Source organism: Ruegeria sp. AB10 (assembly GCF_056542745.1).
Genome location: NZ_JBQGAI010000008.1, coordinates 48,816 through 69,255, shown reverse-complemented (window position 1 = coordinate 69,255; position 20,440 = coordinate 48,816). Strand labels below are relative to the sequence as shown.

At 61.4% G+C, this 20,440-nt stretch carries 24 protein-coding genes; 11 read left to right on the top strand and 13 right to left on the bottom strand.

The window, feature by feature from the left end:
* Position 1: 1 nt before the first annotated feature.
* The 4 genes from ACR0NT_RS15145 to ACR0NT_RS15130 are packed head-to-tail and all read right to left on the bottom strand — an operon-like array spanning position 2 to position 2,907.
* Complete coding sequence (locus ACR0NT_RS15145; protein ID WP_170673544.1) at positions 2 to 607, bottom strand: pyridoxamine 5'-phosphate oxidase family protein; 606 nt, start codon at positions 605 to 607, stop codon at positions 2 to 4.
* A complete protein-coding gene (locus ACR0NT_RS15140; protein ID WP_170446217.1) occupies positions 594 to 1,334 on the bottom strand; it encodes a lysophospholipid acyltransferase family protein in 741 nt (246 codons plus the stop codon). Before ACR0NT_RS15140 ends, ACR0NT_RS15145 begins: the two co-directional genes overlap by 14 nt.
* A complete protein-coding gene (locus ACR0NT_RS15135) occupies positions 1,334 to 2,233 on the bottom strand; it encodes an FtsX-like permease family protein (protein WP_170446220.1) in 900 nt (299 codons plus the stop codon). The genes ACR0NT_RS15140 and ACR0NT_RS15135 overlap by 1 nt, the downstream gene beginning before the upstream one ends.
* Positions 2,230 to 2,907 (bottom strand): ATP-binding cassette domain-containing protein, encoded by a 678-nt coding sequence (locus ACR0NT_RS15130; protein ID WP_170446222.1) that lies wholly within the window; start codon positions 2,905 to 2,907, stop codon positions 2,230 to 2,232. Before ACR0NT_RS15130 ends, ACR0NT_RS15135 begins: the two co-directional genes overlap by 4 nt.
* Positions 2,908 to 3,090: 183 nt before the next feature.
* Here ACR0NT_RS15130 and ACR0NT_RS15125 point away from each other — a divergent pair, with 183 nt between their 5' ends.
* Entirely contained in the window at positions 3,091 to 3,873 is a 783-nt protein-coding gene (locus ACR0NT_RS15125) for a zinc-ribbon domain-containing protein (protein WP_170673547.1), read from the top strand.
* A gap of 18 nt (positions 3,874 to 3,891) precedes the next feature.
* On the opposite strand, the gene ACR0NT_RS15120 is transcribed toward ACR0NT_RS15125, so the two are convergent.
* The 6 genes from ACR0NT_RS15120 to argH all read right to left on the bottom strand — a co-directional run bounded on the left by ACR0NT_RS15120 (position 3,892) and on the right by argH (position 11,121).
* A complete protein-coding gene (locus ACR0NT_RS15120) occupies positions 3,892 to 6,429 on the bottom strand; it encodes a TIGR02302 family protein (RefSeq protein ID WP_480443311.1) in 2,538 nt (845 codons plus the stop codon).
* A 37-nt stretch (positions 6,430 to 6,466) separates the two neighbouring features.
* A complete protein-coding gene (lysA, locus tag ACR0NT_RS15115; RefSeq protein ID WP_170673550.1) occupies positions 6,467 to 7,732 on the bottom strand; it encodes a diaminopimelate decarboxylase in 1,266 nt (421 codons plus the stop codon).
* A 65-nt stretch (positions 7,733 to 7,797) separates the two neighbouring features.
* Positions 7,798 to 7,947 carry a hypothetical protein gene (locus ACR0NT_RS15110; protein ID WP_170446231.1) on the bottom strand — a complete coding sequence of 50 codons (150 nt, stop codon included), beginning with the start codon at positions 7,945 to 7,947 and terminating at the stop codon, positions 7,798 to 7,800.
* A gap of 81 nt (positions 7,948 to 8,028) precedes the next feature.
* The gene (locus ACR0NT_RS15105; protein ID WP_480443309.1) at positions 8,029 to 8,214 is read right to left on the bottom strand and encodes an argininosuccinate lyase; all 186 of its coding nucleotides are present in this window, start codon (positions 8,212 to 8,214) and stop codon (positions 8,029 to 8,031) included.
* Between the two features lie 177 nt (positions 8,215 to 8,391).
* Positions 8,392 to 9,579, bottom strand: coding sequence for a sugar-transfer associated ATP-grasp domain-containing protein (locus ACR0NT_RS15100; protein WP_170446236.1), 1,188 nt, complete (start codon positions 9,577 to 9,579; stop codon positions 8,392 to 8,394).
* 153 nt (positions 9,580 to 9,732) lie between these two features.
* Positions 9,733 to 11,121 carry an argininosuccinate lyase gene (gene argH, locus ACR0NT_RS15095; RefSeq protein WP_170673553.1) on the bottom strand — a complete coding sequence of 463 codons (1,389 nt, stop codon included), beginning with the start codon at positions 11,119 to 11,121 and terminating at the stop codon, positions 9,733 to 9,735.
* Between the two features lie 21 nt (positions 11,122 to 11,142).
* Here argH and ACR0NT_RS15090 point away from each other — a divergent pair, with 21 nt between their 5' ends.
* The 10 genes from ACR0NT_RS15090 (at position 11,143) to yddG (ending at position 19,130) form a co-directional block, all read left to right on the top strand.
* Complete coding sequence (locus tag ACR0NT_RS15090; RefSeq protein ID WP_170673555.1) at positions 11,143 to 11,709, top strand: TlpA disulfide reductase family protein; 567 nt, start codon at positions 11,143 to 11,145, stop codon at positions 11,707 to 11,709.
* A gap of 92 nt (positions 11,710 to 11,801) precedes the next feature.
* Entirely contained in the window at positions 11,802 to 12,131 is a 330-nt protein-coding gene (locus ACR0NT_RS15085) for a hypothetical protein (RefSeq protein WP_170673558.1), read from the top strand.
* A gap of 60 nt (positions 12,132 to 12,191) precedes the next feature.
* Positions 12,192 to 12,578, top strand: a complete 387-nt coding sequence (locus tag ACR0NT_RS15080) for a hypothetical protein (protein ID WP_170673560.1) — start codon at positions 12,192 to 12,194, stop codon at positions 12,576 to 12,578.
* Entirely contained in the window at positions 12,575 to 13,546 is a 972-nt protein-coding gene (locus ACR0NT_RS15075; RefSeq protein ID WP_170673563.1) for a sterol desaturase family protein, read from the top strand. The genes ACR0NT_RS15080 and ACR0NT_RS15075 overlap by 4 nt, the downstream gene beginning before the upstream one ends.
* Positions 13,547 to 13,639: 93 nt before the next feature.
* Positions 13,640 to 13,828, top strand: a complete 189-nt coding sequence (locus tag ACR0NT_RS15070; RefSeq protein WP_170446255.1) for a hypothetical protein — start codon at positions 13,640 to 13,642, stop codon at positions 13,826 to 13,828.
* 91 nt (positions 13,829 to 13,919) lie between these two features.
* Positions 13,920 to 14,753 carry an EAL domain-containing protein gene (locus tag ACR0NT_RS15065; protein ID WP_170446257.1) on the top strand — a complete coding sequence of 278 codons (834 nt, stop codon included), beginning with the start codon at positions 13,920 to 13,922 and terminating at the stop codon, positions 14,751 to 14,753.
* Positions 14,754 to 14,937: 184 nt separating this feature from the next.
* Entirely contained in the window at positions 14,938 to 16,113 is a 1,176-nt protein-coding gene (locus ACR0NT_RS15060) for an acetyl-CoA C-acetyltransferase (RefSeq protein WP_170673566.1), read from the top strand.
* A 184-nt stretch (positions 16,114 to 16,297) separates the two neighbouring features.
* Positions 16,298 to 17,020 (top strand): acetoacetyl-CoA reductase, encoded by a 723-nt coding sequence (gene phbB / locus ACR0NT_RS15055; RefSeq protein ID WP_170327209.1) that lies wholly within the window; start codon positions 16,298 to 16,300, stop codon positions 17,018 to 17,020.
* A 299-nt stretch (positions 17,021 to 17,319) separates the two neighbouring features.
* Positions 17,320 to 18,267, top strand: coding sequence for a transcriptional regulator GcvA (locus ACR0NT_RS15050; RefSeq protein ID WP_170673569.1), 948 nt, complete (start codon positions 17,320 to 17,322; stop codon positions 18,265 to 18,267).
* Positions 18,264 to 19,130, top strand: a complete 867-nt coding sequence (gene yddG, locus ACR0NT_RS15045) for an aromatic amino acid exporter YddG (protein ID WP_170673572.1) — start codon at positions 18,264 to 18,266, stop codon at positions 19,128 to 19,130. The genes ACR0NT_RS15050 and yddG overlap by 4 nt, the downstream gene beginning before the upstream one ends.
* Here the strand turns inward: yddG and ACR0NT_RS15040 are convergent.
* From ACR0NT_RS15040 to ACR0NT_RS15030, 3 genes are all read right to left on the bottom strand, one after another.
* On the bottom strand, positions 19,127 to 19,291 hold the full coding sequence (locus ACR0NT_RS15040) for a YdcH family protein (protein ID WP_170385717.1): 165 nt from the start codon (positions 19,289 to 19,291) through the stop codon (positions 19,127 to 19,129). The genes yddG and ACR0NT_RS15040 overlap by 4 nt on opposite strands.
* A gap of 121 nt (positions 19,292 to 19,412) precedes the next feature.
* Positions 19,413 to 20,186, bottom strand: a complete 774-nt coding sequence (locus ACR0NT_RS15035) for a methyltransferase (RefSeq protein ID WP_170673575.1) — start codon at positions 20,184 to 20,186, stop codon at positions 19,413 to 19,415.
* Positions 20,183 to 20,398, bottom strand: a complete 216-nt coding sequence (locus ACR0NT_RS15030) for a putative signal transducing protein (protein WP_170333283.1) — start codon at positions 20,396 to 20,398, stop codon at positions 20,183 to 20,185. Before ACR0NT_RS15030 ends, ACR0NT_RS15035 begins: the two co-directional genes overlap by 4 nt.
* Positions 20,399 to 20,440 lie beyond the last annotated feature (42 nt).

The window sequence follows — 20,440 nt, the reverse complement described above, 5'->3', positions numbered from 1 at the left end:
TTTACCACATGGTCTTTGCGGCGCGCGGGCCCCATTCGGCATCATAACGCGCGCCGCCTTCTTCCCCTTCGCTCACCTCGGCCAGAATCTCGCCCACGCTGGGAAGATCGGCGCTTTCATCACCCGCACTCCATGTCCGCGCCCGCATCATCGCGCGGGCGCATTGGGTGTAAATCTCAGAGATTTCGATGATTGCAACGGTGGCGGGCAGTTTGCCGTTCTTCTCGAACCGGGCGCACAGGGCGGCGTCTGCCGTCAGCCGCGCCTGCCCGTTGACACGGATGACGTTGTTTGAGCCCGGCACCAGAAACATCAGTGCGACACGCGGGTCCCGCACGATATTGCGCAGGGAATCCAACCGGTTGTTGCCGCGCCAATCCGGCAGAGCCAGCGTCTTGGGGTCAAGCTCCTGCACCACCGGGCCGTCATCCCCGCGTGGGCTGCCATCGGTGCCTTCGGGGCCGACCGTACTGAGGATGCACAGGCGCGAGGCCATGATCCATTTGCGATACAGCGGTGTCAGGCTGTGTGCCACCTTGCGCAAAGAGGGCGCGGCGGGCGTGCCGTACAGCCCTTCGAGCGTATCGATATCTTTAATGAACTCCATCCGGGTCAAACCCCACTTCTTTCATCAATGCGTCGGACCGTGTCTCGATCACGTCTTCCAGCCGTTGCAGGAAATCCTTGCGGTCAACGCCCGGTTCGATCGGATCGAGAAAATCAACAATCGCCAGCCCTGGTTTGCGCAGAACGCCCGTGCGCGGCCAGAAAACACCGGCATTGGTCGCCACCGGTACGCAGGGAAACCCAAGGCCTTCATAAAGAACCGCCGTACCCACCTTGTAGGGTTTGTGCACTCCCGGCGCGACGCGGGTGCCTTGCGGGTAGATGACCAACTGACCGGGTTCGGCGAATTCCTTCGAGACGTCCTTGACCATCTTGGCCACCGCCACACCCTTCTTGCCGCGATCGACCGGGATACAGCCAAGACGCCTTGCATACATACCGATGATCGGCGTCCAGAGCAGTTCCTTTTTCATGATGAACTTGCCGTGCGGCACCGCGTCGAAAATCATGATGATGTCGAGAAAGGACTGATGCTTGGCCCCGACCACGACCTCACCCGTGGGCACGGCCCCGCGGACCTCGGTGCGGATGCCGACCAGCCAGCGGGCCAGCCACATGGTTGTGCGGGCATAGGTCTTGCAGGCTTGTCGCGCGCCGCGCTTGGTAAACAGGGCATAAGGGGCGAACACGATGCCCAGGATCAGCATCCAGGCATAGATCAGGGTCATGAAGATCAGCGAACGGACCCATTGAAACGCAGTGGCCATCACGAAAGCTCCTTCAATTTGCGGCTGGCAGCGGTCCAGGTGGCCAGAAAGGCGACAGCGGCCCCCAACACGGGGATCAGCGCGGGCAACAGCCAGCCTGCACCCTGAAAGCCCAGACCGGTCAGAAAACCGCCCTCGTCCGAGGCCTCGGGCAACAGCAAAACTCCGGTCATGCCCAGCAGGACGCCCACTACCGCACCAAAAAACGCGCGATAGGTAAAGCGGCGAACAAAGGCACGGGCGATAAAGCGGTCGCGGGCCCCCACAAGGCGCAGCACTTCGATAATCTGCGCATTTGCCGCCAGCGAGGCATTGGCCGCCAAAGTGATCATCGCCGCCGTAGCGCCACCGATCAGCAGGATCGAGACCCAGCCCAGCCGTCGCAGCGACATCGCGGCATCCACCAGCGGCTCACGCCATCGGGTATGGTCATCCAGCACCGCGCCCGGCACCTCGGCCCCCAACCGCAGGCGCAGGCCGGTCGCGTCCAGACCGGGCTCACCTTCGATAATCTCGATCAGTTGCGGAATGGGCAGCGTGTCCAGCGGCAGGTCAGGGCCGAACCACGGCGACAGCAGCGCGGCCTGTTCCTCGGTCGTCAGCGCCCGGGCCGAGGCGACGCCGGGGGTCTGGCTCAGCACGGTCAGGGCAGCTTCGGTCTGGGCCGCCAGTTGGTCGGCGGGAGCGTTGATGCGCAGGGTGGCGGCCCCGGCCAGTTCACTCGCCCAGCGATCGGCCAACCGCCCCGAGGCCAGCGACAGGGCCAGCGCAAACACCGCCAGAAAGGCCATCGCGCCTGATACGAACAGGGTCAGATGCGCGGTATAGCCGGTGGGTGGCACGACCCGGTCGGCGCGCGCATCCCGTTGCAACAGGTTCCGGATCATCCCCTTGCTCATAGATCCGCCCCCGCAAGCTGCACCTGACGCTGCGAGATCCGCAGCACGCGCGCCTGCACCTGGCTTTTGGCGGCGCGGATCAGGCTCAGGTCATGGGTGGCGATCAGCACGGTCTTGCCCATCCTGTTCAACTCGACCAGCAGGCGCAGCAGGCGTTGCGACATCTCCCAGTCGACGTTGCCAGTGGGCTCATCCGCCAGCACCACATCGGGCGACAGGATCACCGCACGGGCCAGCGCGGCGCGCTGACGTTCCCCTCCGGACAGTTCCGGCGGATGCGCGTCCAGCCGGGCACCCAGACCGACCCAGGACAGCAATTCGCTCAGGTCCTCTCGCTTTGCGGTCTCGGCCTGCCCGGAGACCATCAGCGGCAGGGCCACATTCTCGGCCACCGTCATGTGATCCAGAAACCGGCAATCCTGATGCACGACGCCGATCCGGCGGCGCAGCAGGGCCATATCGTCCCGGTCCAGCCGGGCGACGTCCTGCTCAAACGCGTTGAGCCGCCCGGATGTGGGCAACAGCGCGCCATAGCACAGCTTGAGCAAGGTGGTCTTTCCCGCGCCTGACGGGCCGGTCAGAAAGTGAAACGACCCCGGCTGCAGCTGCAGGGACACATCGCTCAGCAGTTCGCCTCCACCATAGGTGTAGCTGACATTTTCCAGCTCGATCACAGGGGCCCCCGTCTTAGTTGCCGCCCTTCTTGCCCGAGCGCGGTGGTGGTTTCAATGCCTGCACCGGGTCGAATTGGTGACACTTGTGCCGTGAAACCGAAAACACCCTTTGCGGTCGTGTATTAACGGAATAACATCCCTGAAAAAACTATTATCAGGTCGAGGTTCCGACCAGGAGGCAGCATGCGTCTTACGTGTCCGAATTGCAGCGCCCAGTACGAGGTGCCAGACGAGGTCATTCCCGAAGAAGGCCGCGATGTTCAGTGTTCGAATTGCGAGAACACGTGGTTTCAGGCCAAGCACCCGGAACAGCCCGCCCCCACGGCGGCCGAACCTGTCGTCGAGGACACGCCTGCTGAGCCCGAGCCCGCTGAGGCCGCGGCGGAGCCTGCCACCGAAGTGCAAGTTGACCCCCAGCCTGAGCCCACACAGGAGCCCGAGGCTGCACCCGAACCCGAAGCCGCGCCGGAACCTGAAAAACCTGCGGCGACCGGAAATGTCGACCCGGCGGTTGCCAATATCCTCAAGGAAGAGGCCGCTCGCGAGGCTGATCTGCGCGCTCAGGAAGGCGGCAGCCTTGAAACCCAGCCCGATCTGGCGCTGGATACCCCACCCGAGCCTGAGCCCGACCCGGAGCGCGCCATCAAAGAACTGACGGCCACCGAGACCGCCGAAGATGCGGGGCAGAAGGATGCGCTGCCGGATGTCGAGGCGATCAATTCCAGCCTGCGCAGCGATGATGCCCCAGCGGCAGAGGACGCCGCTCCGCACAAATCCGGCGGGTTCATGCGTGGTTTTGCGGCGATCCTGATTGTGGGGATTGTGCTGATGCTGATCTATGGCAACGCGCAGAAAATCAGCCAGGCAGTTCCGCAGGCCGATCCGATCCTGGAACCCTATGTGACGATGGTGGATCAGGCACGTCTCTGGCTTGAGGTGCAGACCTCGGGCACAGCCCAGAACTGATCCGGTTGCGGGGCGGCGCTAGAACCTCTCCAACAGCCGCTTGAGGTACTCCAACTCGATCTGAGGGCGATCCGTCTCGCCGGTGCGGCGGCGGATTTCGTCAAGCAATTCGCGGGCACGACGATAGACGTCTTCGCCCTGCAGCATATTGTCATCGGTCGAGATCGACCCGTTGGTGCCCGGATTGCGGCCCAGCGGATCGCGGTTATTGGCCTGCATGTCGCCGTCCTGCGTGCCCTGGCCGGGCTGGTTCTGCTGGTTCTGGGCCAATGCCTCGCCCAGTGACCGCATCCCTTCGCGCAGGGCTTCCATCGCCTCGGACTGACGGTCGATGGCCTCGGCCAGATCGTCACTGCGCAGGGCCTCTTCAGCGTCGTCCATGGCACGGCCTGCACGGCCCAGCGCATCGCGCGCCGCTTCGCCTTCAGGCGTTCCCGCACCGGGCAGGCTTTGCTGTTGACGGCCCAGCTCGTCCCGCAGGTCCTGCTGACGGTCCGCCAACGATCCCTGACCCTGCTGGCTGCCGCCCTGTTGATCCGAGCCGCGACCGCCCTGGCCTTCATGGCTCTGGCCCCGGCCCTGACCGCCGCTGCGGCCCTCGTTGCCTTCGCTTTCACCGGCCTGCGCACCAGGGTTGAACTGCTCCTGCAGATCGCGGAAGGCCTGATCGCTGAGCCCTTGCTGTTCCCGCAGCGTTTCGGCCAATCCTTCCATGGCTTGCTGGCCTTCGGATTGCTGGCCCTGACCCTGACCTTGGGTGACGCGCATGTTCTCCATCATCTGCTGGAACTCTTCCAGCGCCTGCTGCGCCTCGGCCATACGGCCCTGTTCCATCAGTTCCTGAATGCGGTCCATCATCCGCTGCAGGTCGTCCTGCGTCATCTGCAGGGTTTCGCCGTTCTGGCCTTGCTGGTTCTCGTCGAACTCACCGTTTTCCTGCGCCAGACGCTGCAGCTGGCGCATATAGTCCTCCGTCGCCTCGCGTAGTTCCTGCATCAGCTCGGCAATTTCCTCGTCCGAGGCGCCGTTCTTCATTGCCTCGGACAGGCGTTCCTGCGCCCGGCGCATCCGTTCCAGCGCATCGGCCAGCGTGCCTTCTTCGATGATGACCGCCAGATCCCACAAAGCCTGCGCGATCTCTTCCTGCTGCTTGGGCTTCAGGTCGTATTTGGTGAACGCCTCAAGCCGGCGCAGGGTGACGCGCAGGCGCAGATAGGCGGTGTCCGAACGGAAGAACCCCTCGGGCAAATGCGAGACCGCACGCAGCAATTGGGCAACCCGCGGCGCGTTGTCCCGCGACCACAGCAGGTCGCGGCGCTGCTCGATTACCGCTGCAGCCAGCGGATCAAAGAACCGCCGCGCGGGCAGTTTGGTCATATAAGGTTCGGACTGGCTTTCCTGATCCGCCGCATCCCGTGCCGTCAGGGTGATTGTCACCGGCAGATGCGCCCAGGGATGCTGCGAGAAGTCCTCGATCAAATCCTCGGTGAAATCGGCCCGGTCACCGGTGATCGGCATCGGCAGTTCCACCTCGATCGCCTCGCGCGCCTCGGGGGCGACGGTCAGACCATAGCGGCGTTCCACCGCATCAAGGTCCAGCTTGATCGTGGCGCTGCCGGATACCACGCCATAGTCGTCACTGGCGGCAAAGGGCAGCTTCATCTGCCCGCCCGCCTCGGCCTCGGCCACATCCGCGACACCGATGATGGGCGCGGTATCCTGAACCACATCCAGTGCCCAGTCGCGCCCGGACGGGCCTGCGATCCTCAGGTTGCCGGACCGTTCGACCATAAAGTCCTGTTCCGGCTCGGTCGCGTCCTGAGTGCCCAGAGGCGTGGTTGTTTCCGTCAAACTATGGGCGCCGACCTCTCCGTAGAAGCGCAGTGTAATGCGGCTGCCCTGCGGGATCGAAAGCGTCGGGTCGTCCTGATCCGCCAGATAGAGCGTCGGCAGGCCGGTATAGCGCGGCGGCTCAACCCAACCCTCCCAACTTGGTCCCTGGCCTGCGATGGCCGCGCCCGGAGTCATCTCGGCCACCGAGCCGATGCGCCAGAACGAGCCGAACAAGCCCGCAATCACCAGCGCCAGCAGGGCAGAGTATCGCAAGGCGTAGGGGTCGCGGCCGGCCAGCCGCAAATCCGGTTTGACCGGATCGGCCTGCGCTGCCCGCTGCGCCATCCGTTTCTGGTGCGCGTGCCACAGGGCAACCGAATCCGCATCCATCGCGCCAATGGCCTGATCGTCCATCAGCGCCTGAATCGGGCGGCCGGGCAGTGACGCATCCAGCCGCATCAGCGCTTCGGTCCGTGATGGTACATGGAATCGCCGCACACCCAGGATCAGCGCCGCAAGCAGCCCCAAAAGGGCCAGCGCGCCTGCGGTCCAGACCAGTTCCACCGGAACATGATCCTGCAGCCCCAGCATCAAAGCGGCCAGAATCGCCATGGAACCCGAGAAAAACGGCCAGAAGGCGCGCAAAACCTGCTCGGCCAGCATCCCTGCGTGCGTCAGCCACAGGGACGGTCTTGGGATCGGCAGGTTCGATCTTGCGGTCAAGGCGGGCCTCCGTCAGCGGGCCCGCGCGGTTATCGCGTCAAAGCCACGTAGGTATGGTATCGCGGTTTATGATTTCGTCAAAGCTTGGCCGTTCACGAATTACGGCAAATTGATCCCCATGCACCAGAACCTCGGGGATCAGGGGGCGGGTGTTGTATTCGCTGGCCATCACCGCGCCATAGGCACCGGCGCTGCGGAAGGCGACCAGATCACCAGCGACAAGCGGTGGCATGTTGCGCTGTTTGGCAAAGGTATCGCCGGTTTCGCAGACCGGACCAACGATATCATAGGGTTGTTGTTCAACACCCGGCTCGGGCTCCTGAACGGCGACGATATCGTGATGTGCCTCATACATCGCCGGGCGGATCAGGTCGTTCATGGCCCCGTCGAGGATCAGGAAATCGCGGCCCTCGCCCGATTTCACATAAATCACCTTGCTGACCATCAGACCGGCATTGCCTGCAATCAGGCGGCCCGGCTCAATCTCGATCTCACAGCCCAGATGGCCCAGTGTTTTCTTGATCAGAGTGCCATATTCCACCGGCAGCGGCGGCGCGTCGTTGGCCCGGGTATAGGGGATGCCAAGCCCGCCCCCCAGATCGAGACGGCGGATGTTATGCCCCTCGGCGCGCAGCTGTTCGGTCAGTTCGGCGACCTTGGTATAGGCCAATTCGAACGGCTCAAGATCGGTCAGTTGCGAGCCGATATGAACATCGATACCGATCACCTCCAACCCCGCCAGGCTGGCGGCATGGGCATAAACCTCGGACGCGCGGGCGATCGGGATGCCGAATTTGTTCTCGGACTTGCCGGTGGCGATCTTGGCGTGGGTCTTGGCGTCCACATCCGGGTTCACCCGCACGGTGATCGGAGCGACCACGCCCAGCTCCAGCGCAACGGCGTTGATAACTTCCATTTCGGGCTCGGATTCCACGTTGAACTGGCGGATGCCGCCAGTCAGCGCGGTGCGGATTTCATCGGCGGTTTTACCGACCCCCGAAAACACGATCTTGTCACCCGGCACACCGGCGGCCTTGGCGCGCAGATATTCGCCGCCCGAGACCACATCCATCCCCGCGCCCGCCTGCGCCAATGTTTTCAGAATCGCCTGATTGCTGGCGGCCTTCATCGCATAGCAGACAAGGTGATCTGTGCCCTCAAGCGCGTCGTCGAACAGCTGGAAATGCCGCAACAGGGTCGCGGTCGAGTAGACATAGAACGGGGTTCCGACGGTGGCGGCGATTTCCGAAATCGGGACATCCTCGGCGTAAAGCGCGCCGTCGCGGTAGAGAAAGTGATCCATGACAGCGCGCTTAGACCAAAACTGCCTGTCGGATCAATGGATTCTGCACGACCCGAAGCGTTCCGTCAGTTGGTTGTCGACACACCGACCCGCGCGTAGCCCGAAACCGAGATACCGGACCCACCCGAAGGCGCCTCGGGTTCAGGGCGGGGTTTATACGAAGGATCGCAGGCCGCAAGCACGGCAAGGGACAGGATCAGGCCGAAAAATTTCATAGTGTCGTCTTATGCTTAGGAGTTGGCGCAAGGCCGGTGATACCATGCAGATAAGCGCGCGGCAGATAGATTGCAAAGGTGTCATACGCCCAAATAGACGCCAAGACCGCCGCGCCGGACCCCGACACCGCCCCCGACATGGGTGCCGCTGCTGCCGACACCGATATTGGCGCTCATCGTTGGCTGGATCGGCTCACCATCAGCACCGCAGGCGGCCAGGGTAAACCCGGCCAATAAGACAAAACCCAAACGCAAAATTCGCATCATGCCAACACCTTCCGCCGCTTGATCTGGACATGCACCTGATCGGGGCACTACGCCACAACAGGACTGGCGGGATTTTACCGCATTTTCACACCGTGAACACCAGGAATGTCATCGAACCTCCCACTCACTGTTTTACTGACCGGACCATGCCGATCGACAGCGATCGTCTGTCTGCGCCTAAGAGCGGCGCGCATCGCGGCGGGATTTCTCCAGTTCCTCGACCTGCTTCAACATATCCGCAGAAATCTTTGATGCGTTTTCAATCGCTGGCGCAAAGTCCGGATTATACAGACCACGCCCATAGACCAGCTGGTAAAGCGTATGAAACGGGTTTGCGTTGCACTCGATGATTGCCGGGCCGGTTTCAGTGACTGCCACATCCCAGCCGAAAACGCCGAATTCAGGGAACAATTCGTGGGCTGAAACGCAGGTGTCGACCAGTTCTTCCCAGTTTGGGACGCGAACACCGGCAAATGGCTCATCAGACACCGGGTGACGCTCGATGGTTTGAGCATCAAGCCCGATGCCGGTCCGCGCTTCGCCCAGAACACCATTGTCGTCGATCTGAACCAGAATGCTGCCCTGTTGCCAGAAATTGTCCGACATCGCATCCGGCGACGGCACTTTCCACAGGGCATAGAGTTTTCGTGGCTTGTCCTGATCCCGGATCGTCACAAATCGCAGGGAGCCAACAGCTTTGCCCGCAATCTTGCAGAAATCGGGGTGCTGACGAAGCGCCGACTGCAGGATGAAACCATCCGGGTAATCTGCATAAACTTCGTTGCAGAAACTCTCCAATAGCACTTTACGCCCGTTTCCCAGAACGATGAGGTCGTCCTCGATCCCCTCTAGATACACCGAGCCAAAGCTGCCCGACCCCTCGCAGGGCTTGCCGAACAAAGGGAAGGTGGCCTTTTGCGTCAGAAACTGAAAAAGCTCTGTCGGGCTTTTCAGCGCAGGTATGTTTCCAAATTTCCGGTTGCTGGAAGCAACCGCCTGCGTCACGGTCGTGGGAATTCCCAGCGACGTCAGCAACGACGAATACATGACCTTGTCGCGAACAAACGCACGATTCAAAGTCAATCGCACGGGGGACATGTCACAATTGGCCTGGAATGATCCCTTTTCGCCCACAAAGGTGCGCTTTTCGTCCAGCGTCATTTCAGGATTGAAAAGACCCAGCGAAAAATACTCGGGGAAACTGACCTTGCCGCGCCCTCTTTGCAACCTGATCATATCCCGGAACTGAGAAAACGGGCCGACACCGAACTTTTTGGCAACCGCAACAAAAGCAGCGGAGGTTGGCGTCTCGGCAATTTTGGGGGCTTCCAAAAGCGCTTTTTCGTTGGCTGTGATCGTTGTCATCGTGTTCTCTGCAAAGTTGAGTGCCAGAAATATAGCGTGAGCATTCTGAGACCGACTTGAATCAGGAAAAAATGGCCAAAATTTGGCGTGACTGTTCACCAGATGGCAGCAATTGGAACTGCGCCCGGACATCCGGGCGCAGGCTGGAATGTCTCAGACCAGCGCCTTCCACCGTTCGATCTGCGCGCGCACCTGGTCCGGCGCCGTGCCACCATAGGACTGGCGCGAGTTTACCGAGTTATCGACGCCAAGCACTGAATAGACATCGTCGGTAATCTCGGCGTGAACCGATTGCATGTCTTCCAGCGTCAGGTCGGGCAGGTCACAGCCTTTGCTCTCGGCCATCGCCACCAGCGAGCCGGTAACGTGGTGGGCGTCGCGGAACGGCAGGCCCAGCACCCGCACCAGCCAGTCGGCCAGATCGGTCGCGGTCGAGAAACCCGAGCCAGCGGCGGCGGCGAGGCTTTCGCGGTTGGCGGTCATGTCCTTGACCATGCCTTCCATCGCCGCCAGCGCCAGCATCCAGTTGTCGGCGGCGTCAAAGACCTGTTCCTTGTCTTCCTGCATGTCCTTGGAATAGGCCAGCGGCAGGCCCTTCATCACCATCATCAAGGCGGTATTGGCGCCGTAGATGCGCCCCACCTTGGCGCGGATCAGCTCGGCCGCGTCGGGGTTTTTCTTCTGCGGCATGATCGACGAGCCGGTCGAGAACCGATCCGACAGCGTGACAAAGCGGAACTGGGCCGAGGACCAGATCACCAGCTCTTCGGCAAAGCGCGACAGGTGGACGGCGCAGATCGAGGCGGTCGACAGGAATTCCAGCGCGAAGTCGCGATCGCTGACCGCGTCCAGCGAGTTGGCGGCGGGGCGGTCAAAGCCCAGCGCTTCAGCCGTCATCTGCCGGTCGATGGGGAAGGACGTGCCCGCAAGCGCGGCAGCACCAAGCGGGGATTCGTTCATCCGGGCGCGGGCATCGCGGACACGGCTGAGGTCGCGACCGAACATCTCGACATAGGCCATCATGTGGTGGCCCCATGTGACAGGCTGCGCAGTTTGCAGATGGGTGAAGCCCGGCATGACCCAATCGGCGCCCGCCTCGGCCTGCGCCAAAAGCGCGCGGATCAGGGCCAGCAGGCCGGTTTCGGCGGCGTCAAACTGATCGCGGACCCAGAGTTTGAAATCGGTCGCCACCTGATCGTTACGGCTGCGCCCGGTATGCAAACGGCCTGCAGGCTCTCCGATCACCTCTTTCAGCCGCGCCTCGACATTCATGTGGATGTCTTCCAGCGCGGTCGAGAACTGAAATTCTCCGTTCTGGATTTCTGACAAAACGGTGAGCAGCCCTTCCCGAATGGCCTGCGCGTCACTATCAGTAATAACGCCTGTGGCGGCCAGCATGGCGGCATGGGCGCGCGAGCCTGCGATGTCCTGGGCTGCCATCCGCTGATCGAACCCGATCGAGGCATTGATTGCCTCCATGATCGCGTCTGGACCGGCGGCAAAGCGGCCGCCCCACATCTGGTTCGAGGATTGATCGGTCATGTAAGAAAACCCGGAGTTGATATGCGCCTAATTCGTCTGATCCCCCTTTATATGGCCCTTGCGCTGGGTGCAAACGCGGCTTTGGCCACGGATGCGGAAACTCTGGGCCCGCTGCGCGAGGGCACGCTGAAACGGCTGATCCTGCACAAGGAACCCAAGCCCCACGAACTGGTCGAGTTCCAGCTGGAAGACGATGGCGGCACCGCAACGCTTGAGGATTACAAGGGCAAGTATGTTCTGCTGAACTTCTGGGCCACGTGGTGCGCGCCTTGCCGCAAGGAAATGCCCCAGATCGCCGAGCTGCAGGCCGAATTCGGAGGCGACAAGTTCGAGGTGCTGACCCTGGCCACCGGGCGCAACTCGCCCGCCGGTATCAAGAAATTCTTCGAAGAGAACGGCATCGAAAACCTGCCCCGCCATCAGGATAAAGGCTCGACCGTGGCGCGGGAATTTGGTGTCATTGCCCTGCCGATCACGGTGATCCTTGATCCGGACGGCAATGAAATCGCCCGGCTGATCGGCGACGCAGAATGGAATTCGGACAGCGCCAAGGCGATCATCTCGACGCTGGTAGGCGCTGAAAGCTAAGGAATACGCCATTCCCCGCAAACTGTGCTAGACTGGAACCGGCCCACGATGGGCCGGTTTTTCGTTTGTAACCTTTTGAAAGGGAGGCGACTATGAAACCCGTCGTTCTGTTGATTGGCCGCTTGCCCAACGTCATCGGCGACGTGGCGCGGCAGTTGGATCACATGCCGATCCAATGGTTGGGCGCGCATGATACCGATGAGGTCCGGCGGCAACTGGATGCCGAGCCCCGGATTGTCTGCGCCATCATGGGCGCCGGTCTGGATGACAGGATACGCGGCGAATTGGTGGGCATCATCGCCGCCCGCAGGCCGGATATCTGTATCCATCTCAAGGACCGTGCATCCGGCCCGGACGGGCTGGTGCCATTTGTGAAACGTGTCGTACAGCACGAAATCCTCGACACGCTCGAGACTGGCTGACGCCACGCAACCTTTGACACTGTCCTGACCGCTCTGCACTGTGCCAGCCGGGAGGATGGAATGCCGCTTGAAATACTGCTGGTTCTGGTTGTCGGAGGCATTGTCGGTGTGACGGTGATGCTGCATTTGACCGGGCGGTCCAAGCTGCGCGAGCTGACGCCCGGGACCGCGCGCGCGGAATGGCTGCGTCATGCGCCTGACGACGAGATCATCGACATCACCATTGCCCATGACAAACACGCGGCCCTGATCCGCACCGAGACCGGAAACGGGCTGCTGTGGTCCTTTGGCGCCGATACCGTGGCGCGTCATCTGCTGGATTTCGACTGGCTGGATCATCCCGAAGGGTTCGAGATCCAGTTTCACGAATTCGGCACGCCCAAAGTCATCATCCACCTTGACGAATTCGAACGCCCCCACTGGGAACATCTGATGGACCCCGCATGACCGACCAAGTTACCTTTCCCGACGCCGTACAATGGGCGGTGCCTTTCTTCATCGCCGCCATTCTGGTCGAGTTCCTGTGGATCGCCATCAAGGGCAAAGGCGGCCGGTATGAGACGCGCGATGCGGTGACCTCGCTCATCATGGGCGCGGGCAATATCGCGTCTGGGTTTCTGCTGGGCTTCATCGCATATGCGTTTTTCATGTGGCTGTGGCAGATCACGCCGCTGAACCTCGGCACCTCGATCCCGGTGATCATCCTGTGCTTTGTGCTGGACGACCTGCGATATTACTGGGTGCATCGGTTCGGCCACCGCATCCGCTGGGTCTGGGCCAGCCATGTGAACCATCACAGCTCGCAACATTACAACCTGACCACCGCGCTGCGGCAGACTTGGACCTATACGTTCACCTTCATGATGGTGGTGCGGGCGCCGCTGATCCTGTTGGGCTTTCACCCGGCGATGGTGCTGTTCTGCGGCGGGCTGAACCTGATCTATCAGTTCTGGATTCACACCGAGGCCATCGGCAAGATGCCCCGCTGGTTCGAGGCGGTGATGAATACCCCCAGCCACCACCGCGCCCACCACGGCCGCAACGCGCGCTATCTGGATTGCAATTATGCGGGCGTCTTCATCATCTGGGACAAGATGTTCGGCACCTTTGTCCCCGAGCAGGAGGATGATCGCGTCGATTACGGGCTGGTCCATAATATCGGCACGTTCAACCCGCTGCGCGTGGCGTTTCACGAATGGGTCAGCATTTGGCACGACGCGACTCAGCCGGGGCTGACCCTGCGCGAACGTCTGGCCTATTGCTTTGCACCGCCGGGCTACAGCCACGACGGCAGCCGCGACAGCTCAGACCAGATCAAAGCCAAACACCTGGCCCGGCATCCGGAAGATCGCGGAACGCCCGGATTTGAACAATTTGAAGCCAAAACGCACAATACACAGGCAAAACAGGCTTAAATCCGCCTACCCGGTACCCCCCTTTCCTTGAAAGCGCGATTTCACATTCCATATTCAGCGGATGTGACCCGTATCGAGTAGCCGGAGGCCGACATGCCCAGATTGACAACTGTATCAACCGTTCTTGGTCTGGTCGGGCTGGTTCTGGCAATGCTGACGGCGCTGGCGGGCGGCGCGCACGGCATCATCGCTCTGGGATTTGTCATGCTGGCACTCGGCTTCATGGGCGCCCTGATCGGAGCGGCAACGGCGCTGGGCCGCGTTTGGGAAACGACGCGCTGAACCGCATCAAATTCTCGCTCCTTAACCGCAGATTCATAGTTTTGTCCTGAAATCAAACCCCGAGCGGCGACGTAAAGGGAATGGCAAAGCGATGCGGGACAAAAAACAGGCAGATGTGCCCGAGGGGGCGGAAAGCCCGCTGAATGCGGCCGTCGCATCCCGCGATACCTCCACGGTTCAGATGGCGACCGAGGCGGTAAAGCACAAACAGTGCAAACTGGCCTTTCAACCCGTCATGCAGGCGCACCCCCCGTTCGGCGTGGCCTTTTACGAAGGGTTCATCCGGGTGCTGGACGAGACCGGGCGGGTCATCCCCGCACGCGATTTCATGCCACAATTGGAAAACACCCCCATCGGGCGGGATCTGGATTGCGTCGCGCTGGAAATGGGGCTGCGGACGCTGGCCAGAAACCCCGACATACGGCTGTCGATCAACATGTCCGCACGCTCAATCGGATATGCGCGGTATTCACGGGTGCTGGACCGGTTCCTGAAAAAAGACGCCAGTATCGGCGAACGGCTGATCCTCGAAATCTCGGAAAGTTCGGCGATGACGGTGCCCGAGCTGGTGATCGATTTCATGGACCGGCTGCAACCGCGCGGCGTCGCCTTCGCGCTGGACGATTTCGGCGCCAGCAACTTCAGCTTCCGCCATTTCCGCGAATTTCTGTTCGATGCCGCCAAGATCGACGGGCAATTCGTGCGCGGCATCAGCGACAATCCCGACAATCAGGCGCTGGTCCGTGCCCTGGTTGCCGTGGCGCGGGAATTCGAGATTCTGGTGACCGCCGAATCGGTCGAAACCAAAGCGGACGCCGAATTCCTTGTGGCCAATGGCGTGGACTGTCTGCAGGGGTATTTGTTCGGCGCCCCGACCGTCTCGGCCCCGTGGAAAGACCAAAAAGCCCATCAAACCGGCAGCTAACCACGCATGGGTTGCCCTAGGGGCACCCTGAGACAAGGTGACCGTTGCTGCGTTTGCAGCATTACGCTATGCCATATGAAGTTGGAGCGGGGGATCAGCGGGCGCTCTGGTTCACAGGGGCATTGCCTTTGCGATCCGCGCCGTTACGGTTCCCACAGGACCTTGATGGTAAAGGATTGTCTATATGACCAACGTAGTAATCGCATCCGCAGCACGGACTGGCGTCGGCAGTTTTGGCGGCTCGTTTGCAAACACACCCGCACATGATCTGGGGACTGCCGTTCTCGAAGCCGTCGTCGAACGCGCCGGAGTCGAAAAGGGTGAGGTAAGCGAAACCATCATGGGTCAGGTGCTGACTGCGGCTCAGGGTCAGAACCCGGCTCGTCAGGCGCATATCAATGCCGGCCTGCCGCAGGAAAGCGCGGCCTGGGGTATCAACCAGGTTTGTGGCTCGGGCCTGCGTGCCGTGGCACTGGGGGCTCAGCACATTCAGCTGGGCGATGCCGAAATCGTCGCCGCCGGTGGTCAGGAAAACATGACCCTTTCGCCCCACGCCGCCGCCCTGCGCGCCGGTCATAAGATGGGCGACATGAAATACATCGACACCATGATCCGTGACGGCCTGTGGGACGCCTTCAACGGCTATCACATGGGTCAGACCGCCGAGAACGTGGCCGAGAAATGGCAAATCAGCCGCGACATGCAGGACGAATTCGCCGTCGCCTCGCAGAACAAGGCCGAAGCCGCGCAGAAGGCCGGCAAGTTCGCGGACGAAATCGTGCCCTTCACCATCAAAACCCGCAAGGGCGACATCGTGATGGACAAGGACGAGTACATCCGCCACGGCGCAACCATGGAAGCCATGGCAAAACTGCGCCCCGCCTTCACCAAGGACGGCTCGGTCACGGCGGCAAACGCCTCGGGTCTGAATGACGGCGCGGCAGCGACCCTGCTGATGTCGGCAGAGAATGCCGAGAAGCGCGGGATCGAGCCGCTGGCCCGGATCGCGTCCTACGCGACCGCTGGTCTGGACCCGTCGATCATGGGCGTCGGCCCGATCTACGCCTCGCGCAAGGCGCTGGAGAAAGCAGGCTGGTCGGTTGACGATCTGGACCTGGTCGAGGCCAACGAAGCCTTTGCCGCACAGGCCTGCGCCGTGAACAAGGACATGGGCTGGGACCCGTCGATCGTGAACGTCAACGGCGGCGCGATTGCCATCGGTCACCCGATCGGCGCATCCGGCTGCCGCGTTCTGAACACGCTGCTGTTCGAAATGAAGCGCCGCGATGCGAAAAAGGGTCTGGCGACCCTCTGCATCGGTGGCGGCATGGGTGTCGCGCTCTGCGTGGAGCGTGACTAAGTGCGTTGAAGATTGAACATAAAAGGGCGTCCGCCGGGCGCCCTTTTTGTTGAAACCAAGCTTTACACCTTAGATGCGACAATATCGCCGGACAGAAAGCCAAAATCGAACACGAAACGATATTGCGCAGAAATCTCTCTCAGAGTAACAGAATTACCAAGCAGACAAATTGAAGGAGTCCTCAATGGCACGTACAGCACTCGTAACCGGCGGTTCCCGCGGCATCGGCGCAGCAATTTCCAAGGCGCTCAAGGCCGAAGGGTATAATGTTGCAGCCACCTATGCCGGGAACGACGAAGCGGCGGCAAAATTCACCGAGGAAACCGGCATCGCCACCTACAAGTGGAATGTAGCCGACTACGACGAATCCAAAGCGGGCATCGAAAAGGTTGAGGCCGAGGTCGGCCCGATCGACATCGTTGTCGCCAACGCGGGCATCACCCGCGACGCGCCGTTCCACAAGATGACTCCGGATCAGTGGAAAGACGTGATCGACACCAACCTGACCGGCGTGTTCAACACCGTCCATCCTATCTGGCCCGGCATGCGTGAACGCAAGTTCGGTCGCGTGATCGTCATCAGCTCAATCAACGGTCAGAAGGGCCAGTTCGCGCAGGTGAACTATGCCGCGACCAAAGCGGGCGATCTGGGCATCGTAAAGTCGCTGGCGCAGGAAGGCGCGCGTGCGGGCATCACCGCCAACGCCATCTGCCCTGGCTATATCGCGACCGAGATGGTCATGGCGGTTCCGGAAAAGGTTCGTGAATCCATCATCGGCCAGATCCCGGCCGGCCGTCTGGGTGAGCCCGAGGAAATCGCCCGCTGTGTGGCGTTCCTGGCATCCGACGATTCTCAGTTCATCAACGGCTCGACGATTTCGGCCAACGGTGCACAGTTCTTCGTCTGATCCAACAAACCTGTAAGAAATCGGGCCGGTCCTTTTGGACCGGCCCTTTTTTATCCCGTAAGAACGCGCGCGCTGCGCTCAGCGGGAACCGAACAGCCATTTCAGGGCGTTGTTGATTGCGCGAGACCGTTCCAGATGCGCACGCTGAAAGGCGCGGGCGGTGGCCGGGTTGGTGGTGACCTCAATCATGGCGGTTTTCCTTTCAGTTCAACTCTGTTTGACTTGAACTGAATATGCGCCTTAAATTCTAAGCTGACAAACGAGGTTTCTACAGGTTTCAGTTAAGAATTTCTTGATAAATGAGCACACCCCTTCCCCCTCTGACCGCCCTGCGTGCCTTTGATGCTGCCGCACGGCATATGTCCTTTGCCAAGGCGGCGGACGAATTACACGTCACGCCCGCAGCGCTGTCCTTTCAGATCAAATCGTTAGAGGAGCATCTGGGCCGCCCCCTGTTTCACCGCCTGAACCGCGCGGTGGAACTGACCGAGGCTGGGCGCGCCCTCGCCCCCGGTGCCGCCGAGGGGTTTGCCACACTGCAGGCCGCGTGGCAGGCCACCCGGCGGCAGGGCGACGACACCAGCCTGACGGTGACCGCAGGGCCTGCGCTGACGGCCAAGTGGCTGGCGCCGCGGCTCTATGACTTTGCCCGATCCCATCCCGAGATTGACCTGAAGTTTTCGGCCACCCTGCGGATCGTGGATCTGGAACGCGACGATGTGGATGTGGCCATCCGCTTTGGCTATGGCCCGGATGAGGGGTTGTATTCCGTCCCCGTCCGCAAAGAGTGGCTGACCCCGGTAATGACCCCCGAACTGGCCGAACAATTTCCGACTGTCGAAAGCCTGAAGGACGCGCCGCTGATCCATGACGACTCGATTGCGTTTCTGCAGCCGCGATGCGACTGGCCCACCTGGTTCCGGGCGGTGGGGGTCGACTTCACACCCGAGCATGGCGCGCGGTTCTCAAACGCCGATCACGCGATTGATGCTGCGGTTGCGGGCGTCGGTGTGGTGCTGGGCCGCCGCGCCATGATCCTTAAGGACATGACCGAGGGGCGGCTGGTCGCCCCCTTCAAGGTCGCTATCGAGACCCGCGGGCGGTTCCGTTTTCTGTGCCTGCCCGGCGCCGAAAACCGACCGCAGATCGCAGCCTTTCGCGATTGGTTCGTTGCCGAGATCGAGAAAACCGCGCATATCTCGGACGACTTCAAGATTATCCCGGTGGAAGACGTCCCTGCCCCATGACCAGAACACGCGCAACAGCCATCGGGTTCATCGCCGTTTTGCTGTGGTCCTTGCTGGCCCTGTTCACCGTTGGGTCGTCTCCGACCCCACCCTTGCTGCTGAACACCATCTGCTTTTCGATCGGCGGCACGCTGGGTCTGATCTGGACCGGGGCCAACGGTGGGTTGCGCCAACTGCGCGCAGTGCCCATCACGACATATCTGTTCGGCACTTTGGGGCTGTTCGGATACCACGCGCTGTATTTTTCGGCCCTGCGCATGGCCCCGGCAGCCGAGGCCGGGTTGATCGCCTATCTCTGGCCACTGCTGATCGTGCTGTTTTCAGGGCTGCTGCCGGATGAGAAGCTGCGTATCGGACATCTGATCGGCGCCTGCCTTGGCTTTGCCGGGGCGGCCGTGATCATAGCCGGGGGCGGCAGCATGGGGTTTCAGGCCGATCATCTGCCGGGTTATGGGTTGGCGCTGCTCTGCGCGCTGACATGGTCGGGCTATTCCGTCCTGTCGCGCCGATTGGGCGATACGCCGACCAGTTCGGTCGCGGTGTTCTGCATCACGGCGGCGATTGCCTCAGGCCTGCTGCATTTGGCGGTCGAAGATACTGTCTGGCCCGATGATGCCATCGGCTGGGCATCGGTCGTGGCCCTTGGGCTTGGGCCGGTTGGGCTGGCGTTTTATGTCTGGGATATCGGGGTAAAGCAGGGCGACATCCAGATACTGGGCACGGCGTCCTATGCGGCTCCCCTGTTGTCTACGCTGGCTTTGGTTGTGGCCGGGATCGCCGCCCCGTCCTGGGGTCTGGCGATCGCGGCCGTGTTCATCACAGGCGGCGCGGCGATTGCCGCGCGGGCCAGTATGAGACGCTAGTTCGACAGTCGCTCGATCTCTTCCTTCAGCCTAAGCTTCTGCTTTTTAAGCTGAGCAATATGGAGATCGTCGATGCCAGGCGAGCGTTGGGCTTGTTCTACTTCAAGACCGAGGTTTTCGTGCTTTTTCTTCAGTTCGGTCAGGTGTGCGCTCACGCTCATGGCGATACTCCTCTGTTGGTGTCTGAGTTTCACGTAAGAAGTTGACCACATCGTTTCCACCCTGTCACGCTGCAGACGCACAGATTCTGTCATAAATCCGACAAATTCGGCTGGTTACTGCCTATCGGTCGAAAATGCCGCAGATCGTGGCCCCGTCGCGCAGCACCGAAGAGACCTGAGTCGTATAGCTTTCGCCGTCTTTTTCATGGCGGTCGCCCGCGTGCAAAATCAGCGGTGCGTGCAGCCGAAACGCCGCCTTGCCTCCCTTTCTAGCCCGCAAAATGACCAGTTCAGCGCTACGGCCAGTGCGCGCGGCCAGCGGCAGCACCTCGACCGAGCCCAGACGCCCGGTGCAGCCCGCCAGCATGTCGGGCAGACGGTCGGCCTTTTGGATCATGTGCAGATACCCACGCGGCGCAAGGCGTTTGGCCGCAGCATCAAACCAATCAGCCAGCGGCGTCTCTTCCCCCAATGCCACGCTGCGTCCTTTATCCGTTGCCGGGCTGTGCGCACCCGCACGATAATAAGGCGGGTTGGCGATCACGTGATCGAACTGCCGCTGTTTCAGATCGGCGGGCAGAGCGTTCAGGTCTGCTTCGATCACCTCCAGCGGCGCGCCGTTTTCGACAGCGTTACGACGCGCAAGATCGGCATAAGGTGCTTGCAACTCCACGCCCACCGCCTGCACCCCCGGCACACGGGACAACAGGCACAGGATTGCCGCTCCGGCGCCACAGCCCAGCTCCAGCACGGTGTGACCACGTGTCGCCGGAACCGATGCCGCCAACAGCACCGGGTCAACCCCGGCGCGATAACCTGCGCGCGGCTGCCACAGGCGCACACGCCCGTTCAAAAAATCATTACAGGCCAAATCACTATCGGGAAACTGGGTCATCGTCCCAACGGGATGTCATTGTCGCGCATCACGCGTTCCGCACGGGTCAGATCATCTGTGCGCACCATCAGGCGGCGCGGGAAGATTCCGATGCCACCTTCGAGGATGCTCATATTTACGTCCATCTGAAAGCAGTCTATATCCTCACCTTCAAGAAGGGCCGAAGCAAAGGCCAGGATCGTTGGATCGGTGCTGCGCAAAAGTTCTTTCATGGGACGGATGTAAGGGCAAGGACCGCCGAAAGTCGAGCCTTG